The organism is Bacillus sp. GMs2/2 (assembly GCF_050172095.1).
Taxonomy (GTDB): Bacteria; Bacillota; Bacilli; order Bacillales; family Bacillaceae_G; genus Bacillus_A; species Bacillus_A cereus.
Window position 1 is genome coordinate 1 of sequence record NZ_JBNLYE010000204.1, and the last position, 7,312, is coordinate 7,312.

Below are 7,312 nucleotides of genomic sequence, written 5' to 3' on the forward strand. Positions count from 1 at the left end.
AACAACCACATGGAAGTAGTTCTTTACAAAACTTTGATTCTCTTGATGAATGGTTTGAAAAAGTGAGTAAACAAGCACTAGGAGAAAATTTACTAGCTAATCGAGTGCCATCTAGTCAGTTTTTAAGTTTTGAAAAAGGAGAACTTATAGGTTTTGTGAATATTAGACATAGATTAAATCCAGAATTATTACGGGAAAGCGGTCATATTGGATATAGTGTCCATCCAAATAAACGTCGCCACGGTTACGCTACGAAACAACTACAACTTGCATTAGCTGAAGCGCAAAAGTTAGGATTGCAGAAAGTATTAATAACTTGCGATAAATCCAATATCGGTTCTGCTAAAACGATTCAAAAGGTTGGCGGTGTGTTAGAAAATGAAGTAGTTTCTTCTCGTACTGATGAAGTTATTCAGCGCTATTGGATAGAAATATGATTAAGTAGGAATTTGACAAGGTAATGCAAGCTGTAATATTGAAATAGATAAATGAAATATAGGGGATTACTGCAATTTTAGGGGGAAATGAAATGGGATTAAAAGAGAAAGCGATAGAGATGTCAGAGATTTATAGGAAAAATCCGAAAGTAGAAGCCATTATTTTAGCGGGTTCAGTAGCTAGAAAGCTTGAAGATGAACATTCAGATATAGAATTACATATTTTATGGTCAACACCGCCGGAAGATGAGGATCGTAGGGCCCCTATTTATCATATTGATGGGAAAATATTATCGTATCATCCGTATGAGGAAGAAGAATGGTCGGAAACGTATTTAACGAAAGAGGGAATTAAATTAGAGATTAGTAACTTTTTAACAGAGACAGTAGAGAAAGTAATTTCGGATGTGGTGGATCAATATGATATAAATTATGAAAAACAATGTATTGTATCATCCATTCATGATGGTGTTAGTTTGTATGGAGAAGGGAAAGTGAATGAATTAAAAGAAAAAGTAGCGGCATATCCAGATGAACTAGTAAAACGGATGATTTCGGAAAATCTATGGTTAAGTAATCGTTGGCACAATCGAAAGGCGCTTTTAAAACGGAAAGATTGGCTTATGCTTTATGACGTTATTTGCGAAGTACAAAGGAACGTATTCGGTGTTTTATTTGGTTTGAATAAAATATACGTACATCATCCAGCGTTTAAATGGATGCCTAATAATGTGGAACGAATGACTATTAAACCTGAAAAATTATATGAACGTATGGCGGACACATTAATAGGGAATCCAGAAAAAAGTGTGCAGGAGTTAGAGTTGCTAATAGAAGAAGTGTTGCAACAAGTCCATACATACGCGCCAGGAGTAAATGTGGATGAGCAAGAAAAATCTATTTTTTGTTTTGTGAAATAGAAAATAGTAATAAGGGGGAAGTTATGGGTTTTTTTAATAGGTTTTTTAAAAAAGTTGAAAAAGTAAATGAGCAAGAAGCTACTCTTCATGAATTAAGTGAAGAATTGTATGTTGAATCACCGGTAGAGGAAGCGACTAGTTACTGGGTATCAATGGCACAAAATATAATTGTTAATGCTGTAAAGGCGGCTGACAATGATGTGGAACGTGCCTTCGTGTTATTGAATTTGAAGAAAGGTGAGGCTTCATTTGATATTTTTTATCAAATAAATGGGCAATTGTATTTCTGGGATCAGCTAGAAAATGAGACGATAAGAAATAGAATTCAGAACGAGTTGTTACCGCAAGCTCCAGAAGTTTCCAATGCAGTAAATGAGCAATTTCGTGGAGCTGATCACCCTATAATTTCGTTCGCACAATTGCAGTTTGAATGGGAAACGAAAGCCTGGTTCTCACATATAATTTGGGAAGATAGCCTTGCTGCTCAATTGCCCAAAACTCAAATTCTAAATGAATGGTTTCGTGTAATTAAAGAAGAAACGAAAAATAGACCACTGGATAGTGATGCGAAATTTTCTTGGTATCCATCAAACTCTTAAAAAATGAATACAGAGAGACAGGTTATGTTTCTAGATGATTTGTATTATTGAATAAGTATCAATAATACGTAATTCTTTTTCTATTGCCTGTTAGAATTCGCTATGTACTAAGCTACTTGTTTTCTAAACTAAAACTTATATTTCGAATTTTTAAATAGATTGTAATACATAAAAATTCGAAATATAAGTTGACACTATTTTTAATGTGTGATAAAAATGATAGTAATCAATTCGGAAAATAATATTTGGGCAATGAAAGGGTATAGTAGTGAATATCTCCCTATTTCAGAGAGCTGATGGTTGGTGTGAATCAGTATATAGATTATTCATGAAGTTCGTCCTGGAGCATCTTTCATAAATCTCATATTTTGAGGAAATGAAAGACGGTAGTTTATACCGTTATCAAATAAAGTGGTGAAGATTTTTTCACAACTAGGGTGGTACCGCGATATTTATCGTCCCTACGTATTTACGTAGGGGCGTTTTTATTTAGGTGGTTTCTTAGTGTTCTTCACAACTAGGGTGGTACCGCGATATTTTTGTCGTCCCTACGTATTTACGTAGGGGCGTTTTTTTATTATTAGGGAGGAAGTGAACGTATTAGAAAAGAGTATTGATAGAACAATATAAATACCGAATTGTAACAAAGAAAAAGAGATAGAGAGGAGATTAACAAATGAATTCACAGCAATGGACATCGAAATTAGGTTTCGTATTAGCTGCAGCAGGTTCAGCGATTGGTCTAGGGGCGATTTGGAAGTTCCCGTACATGGCCGGAATTGGAGGGGGCGGCGCGTTCTTCCTTATTTTCATCGGTTTCACATTATTAATTGGTTTACCACTATTATTAGCTGAATTCGTTATCGGAAGAAGTACACAAAAAGAGGCCGTTGATGCATATAGAGAAATCGCACCAAAAACATTATGGCCATGGTTAGGGAAATTAGGAATTGTAACTTGTTTCATACTACTTTCTTTCTACAGTGTTGTAGGAGGCTGGATTTTATTATACTTATGGAATGCAATTACAGGTAGACTATGGGAAGGAAATGGGGCATACGAAGCTACGTTTGGTGAAATCATTTCCAATCCATATTTAGCAGTTGGGTCACAGCTATTATTCATCCTAATTACTATTTTCATCGTAAGTAAAGGTGTACAAAATGGTGTTGAAAAAGTAAATAAATATTTCATGCCAGCATTATTCGTTTTATTCTTTGTTTTAATCGTTCGTGCACTTACGTTAGATGGTGCTGGAGAAGGAGTTCGTTTCTTCTTACAACCTGACTTCTCACATGTAACATCAGAAGTTATATTATACGCAATGGGGCAATCGTTCTTCTCATTATCTGTCGGGGTAGCCGTTATGGTAACGTATAGCTCATACTTACCGAAAGAAGAAAGCTTACCACGTTCAGCATTTTCTATCGTAGCCTTAACTCTTGTTATTACATTACTTGCAGGACTTGCAATTTTCCCAGTAGTGTTCGCATTTGGAATGGAACCATCTCAAGGACCTGGGCTATTATTTATCGTACTGCCAGCTATTTTCAGTAAAATGGCATTCGGAAAATTATTCTTCATCGTTTTCTTATTACTATTCTTCTTTGCTACTATTACATCAGCAATTTCGATGTTAGAAATTAGTGTTGCATCGTTAACATCAAAAGGTAAAGGGAAACGTGAAAAAATGGCCTTAATCGTAGGGTTATTAATCTTCGTTGTTGGGGTACCATCAGCATTATCATTCGGTATATTAAGTGATCTGAAGATTTTCGGGAAGACAGTCTTTGATTTAGCGGACTATGCAGTAAGTAACGTATTAATGCCACTTGGTGTATTATTAGTTTCTATCTTTGTTCCTTTAAAAATGAAGAAAGATGTATTAATGAAAGAGCTAGGTGTAAGTAAAAATAAAGGATACAAACTATTTGTGTTATGGTTATTCTTACTTCGCTTTATCGCACCAATTGCGATTATTATCGTATTCTTAAATGTACTTGGCATTATATAAATAGAAAGGTAGCGTATCATACAAAGATACGCTACCTTTTTATTTTGCTCTTTTTTGCAGTTCGTTTACCGTTACGAACTGATATCCCTTCTTAGATAAAGAATCTAAAATACCTTCAATCGTTTGTAAATTTTCATTAGACTCATCATACATAGAATGCAATAAAATGATAGAACCTGGTTTTACATTTTTATTAACATATTTAATTTTATCAGCCGCAGATTTATAAAAAGTATCGGGCTCAAGATCCCATATAATCGTTTCGATATTATTTTTATTTAAATAATAGGGTAGTCCAATTAATTTTTTTCCGTTAGGGGGCCTAAAATCAATTGCGTCTGTAAATCCTGTTTGGCGGATTAATGAATTCGTTTTTTCTATTTCATCTTTAATAAAAGAAGGTGTTTTGAAAACCATTCTATTATGAGAATATGTATGGTTTCCAAGTTGGTGCCCAGATTGCGCGATAGCTTCTCCTAACGATAGATTTTTCTCTAATTCATTTCCAATTAAAAAGAAAGTAGCTTTAGCGTTGTATTTATCTAGTAGCGGTAATATTTGTTTTACATTGTTAGTAGGGCCATCATCAAAAGTTAAAGCGATCACTTTTTCATTTGTTTCTACGCGTTGTGTTAAATCTCCAAATAATTGAAAGCTTCTTGCGTTCATCAATTTGTATGTTCCGAATAATGCCGTGATAATAAAGAATAGTGTAACGATCGTAATGATAATTTTTTTCTTCATAACGTAACCTCACAATGATTTTTGATTCAATTAAAAAGTATTATATCAAACTAAGTAATTTCGTGCTTTAAGAAGGGTGTGGATGCAAGGAGAAGGAATTTATCATATAATAAAATGCAAAAGGTATATTAGGAGGTGTTTATATGGCGATTATAATTCAATTGCCAGACACTGCAACGTCTCATGCAAAGCCAAGTATGGAAATGGCGATACTTTGCGTGAGGTAGACAAGTAATATACAATCGCCTATATGAGCTCGTATCATTTTTTATATTTGGCTTTGCACCTTATTGAAATGAATCATAAAAAATAAGGGGCGAGCAGAAATGAAATACGTAAAAGCTAATGCTGTTTTACCAGAGAGTTTAATTACTGAAATTCAAAAGTATATACAAGGTGAAACAATTTATATTCCGAAACAAGAAACGAAACATTATAAATGGGGTACACGATCTGGCGGAAGAAAACAACTAGATGAAAGAAATAAAGCAATTAAAAAAGCGTTTAAAAGTGGGATTGCTATTCATCAACTTGCAGAAGAATATTTTCTTTCTGGGGAAACGATTAAAAAGATTGTGTATTCTAAATAAGAGGAAAAGAGTCTGATTCATATATTACTTTGAATCAGACTCTTTTTGTTTTATATGTATTGGATATATGAAGTGTGAACGGGCATGATAATAGAAAAAATGTGCCGTTTTTTATTAAATGCTATACAGAACATTTGAAGAGTAGAAAGGTGAACATATATGAATCATATTGGACAAATAACGATAGAGCTTTTAATTGGTTTTTTTGTTCTATTAATTGCTACAAAAATATTAGGGAAAACACAAATATCTCAGCTAACGCCCTTTGATTTTATTTCTGCAATCGTCCTAGGTGAGCTCGTTGGAAATTCAATATATGATCCTAAAATTAAAGTATGGTCTATTTTATATTCAGTATTTGTTTGGGTAATTTTAATTTATACTATTGAAGTGATAACACAAAAAGTAAGAGGGACAAGAAGGTTTTTTGAAGGATATCCTTCAATTATTATTCGTAATGGAAAGATTGATCGTGAACAATTAAGCGTAAATCATTTGGATATAAACCAATTACAACAAATGCTTAGGCAACAAAAAGATATATTTTCAATCCGAGAAGTTGAATATATGATATTGGAACCTAACGGAAACATAAGCGTTTTGAAAAAAAGTAAATACGAATCTCCTACTGTAAATGATTTAAGTTTAAAACATAAGCCTGTATACTTACCAATTTCATTAATTAGTGATGGAAAAGTAGTTAAGGATAATTTGAGGGAAGCGGGATTTGATGAAGGGTGGCTTTATAAACAAATAAAGCAAAAAGGAATTACTAAATTTGAAGACGTATTATATGCGGAATGGAAAACAGATGATGGCTTCTTTTGTCAGGAAATGCAGCGGTAGAGAATAAGTGATATATGTAATGTTTGTTTCTAAGTTATCTTTTACATATCAAAAAACGTAATCATTGTATACAATAAAACTAGATCAACAATTTGTATGGAGTGATAAAGATGGAAGCGTTTATTAGAAGTGATCAATATAATTTTATAAAATCACAAGCTTATATTTTAGCAAACGGGCATGCAACGGCAAATGATAGAGGTGTAATTCAAGCGTTAAAATCGCTTGCGATTGAAAAGATAATACATGTATTTGAGAATTTAACGGATGAACAGAAAGAGTTAATTGATACGGTATTAACAGTTCAAAATAGAGAAGATGCAGAATCATTTTTAATGAAAATAAATCCGTATGTAATTCCGTTTCAAGAAGTTACAGCACAAACATTAAAAAAGTTATTTCCTAAGGCGAAAAAGTTAAAACTTCCTGATATGGAAGAAATGGATATGAAAGAAATATCTTATTTAAGCTGGATTGATAAGGGATCAAGCAGGAAATTTATTATAGCGAAAAATGATAAAAATAAATTTGTTGGTCTGCAAGGAACGTTCCAAAGTTTAAATAAAAAAAGCATTTGTTCATTATGTCATGGGCATGAAGAAGTAGGAATGTTTTTAGTTGAAATTAAAGGCGATGTACCAGGAACTTTCGTTAAAAAGGGAAACTACATTTGCAAAGATGGTGTAGCTTGCAATCAGAATATGAAATCGCTAGATAAATTGAACGATTTTATTGACCGCTTGAAGAAATAAAGAGAAAACCTCTAGTATTTAAACTGGAGGTTTTTATTTTTTAAAGAAGTAAAATAAGCTTTCTTTGTAAATGTAGATTTATAATGAAATTTGATAAAAATATCTATTATGATACAGTTGCTTATATGCAAGGAGGTAAAACATGGATTACCTTTTATCGAAAGAAAAAGTGAAGCGATGGCCCAAAGATATGATAGCGGCGGGGCGTTGTCATACTGTTGGCCTTAAATCGGATGGCACGGTAGTCGCGGTAGGTAATAATGAATTTGGCCAATGCGATGTAGGTAGCTGGCGCGACATTCGGTTGCCTGGCAAATAGTCAATTTACAATAAATGATTAGTAATATTATTCTATTTTAGGAGTAATTATGGAATAGGATATGTAGAAAATAATTAAACTTAAATCTACT

Annotated in this window: 8 protein-coding genes, 1 pseudogene and 1 other annotated feature; of the genes and pseudogenes, 8 read left to right on the forward strand and 1 reads right to left on the reverse strand. The window is 33.1% G+C overall.

The window, feature by feature from the left end:
- From ACQGS6_RS19895 to ACQGS6_RS19910, 4 genes are all read left to right on the forward strand, one after another.
- Positions 1–437 (forward strand): GNAT family N-acetyltransferase (locus ACQGS6_RS19895; protein WP_426965468.1); only part of this gene is annotated, 437 nt, incomplete at its 5' end.
- A 92-nt stretch (positions 438–529) separates the two neighbouring features.
- Positions 530–1,357 carry a DUF4037 domain-containing protein gene (locus tag ACQGS6_RS19900; protein ID WP_326318450.1) on the forward strand — a complete coding sequence of 276 codons (828 nt, stop codon included), beginning with the start codon at positions 530–532 and terminating at the stop codon, positions 1,355–1,357.
- A 23-nt stretch (positions 1,358–1,380) separates the two neighbouring features.
- The gene (locus ACQGS6_RS19905; RefSeq protein WP_000505545.1) at positions 1,381–1,956 is read left to right on the forward strand and encodes a hypothetical protein; all 576 of its coding nucleotides are present in this window, start codon (positions 1,381–1,383) and stop codon (positions 1,954–1,956) included.
- Between the two features lie 243 nt (positions 1,957–2,199).
- Positions 2,200–2,422: a binding site (T-box leader), on the forward strand.
- Between the two features lie 210 nt (positions 2,423–2,632).
- Positions 2,633–3,970 (forward strand): sodium-dependent transporter, encoded by a 1,338-nt coding sequence (locus tag ACQGS6_RS19910; RefSeq protein WP_001088185.1) that lies wholly within the window; start codon positions 2,633–2,635, stop codon positions 3,968–3,970.
- A 39-nt stretch (positions 3,971–4,009) separates the two neighbouring features.
- Here the strand turns inward: ACQGS6_RS19910 and ACQGS6_RS19915 are convergent, their stop codons facing one another.
- Positions 4,010–4,714, reverse strand: coding sequence for a polysaccharide deacetylase family protein (locus ACQGS6_RS19915; protein WP_000726856.1), 705 nt, complete (start codon positions 4,712–4,714; stop codon positions 4,010–4,012).
- Positions 4,715–5,040: 326 nt separating this feature from the next.
- Between ACQGS6_RS19915 and ACQGS6_RS19920 the strand changes: the two genes are divergently transcribed.
- The 4 genes and pseudogenes from ACQGS6_RS19920 to ACQGS6_RS19935 all read left to right on the forward strand — a co-directional run.
- A complete protein-coding gene (locus tag ACQGS6_RS19920) occupies positions 5,041–5,304 on the forward strand; it encodes a CD3324 family protein (RefSeq protein ID WP_000878327.1) in 264 nt (87 codons plus the stop codon).
- A gap of 159 nt (positions 5,305–5,463) precedes the next feature.
- Positions 5,464–6,150, forward strand: a complete 687-nt coding sequence (locus tag ACQGS6_RS19925; RefSeq protein ID WP_001015535.1) for a DUF421 domain-containing protein — start codon at positions 5,464–5,466, stop codon at positions 6,148–6,150.
- A gap of 110 nt (positions 6,151–6,260) precedes the next feature.
- Positions 6,261–6,902 (forward strand): FusB/FusC family EF-G-binding protein, encoded by a 642-nt coding sequence (locus ACQGS6_RS19930; RefSeq protein WP_000387073.1) that lies wholly within the window; start codon positions 6,261–6,263, stop codon positions 6,900–6,902.
- Between the two features lie 142 nt (positions 6,903–7,044).
- Positions 7,045–7,203, forward strand: a pseudogene (locus ACQGS6_RS19935) (RCC1-like domain-containing protein); the annotation flags it as partial.
- Positions 7,204–7,312: the final 109 nt, after the last annotated feature.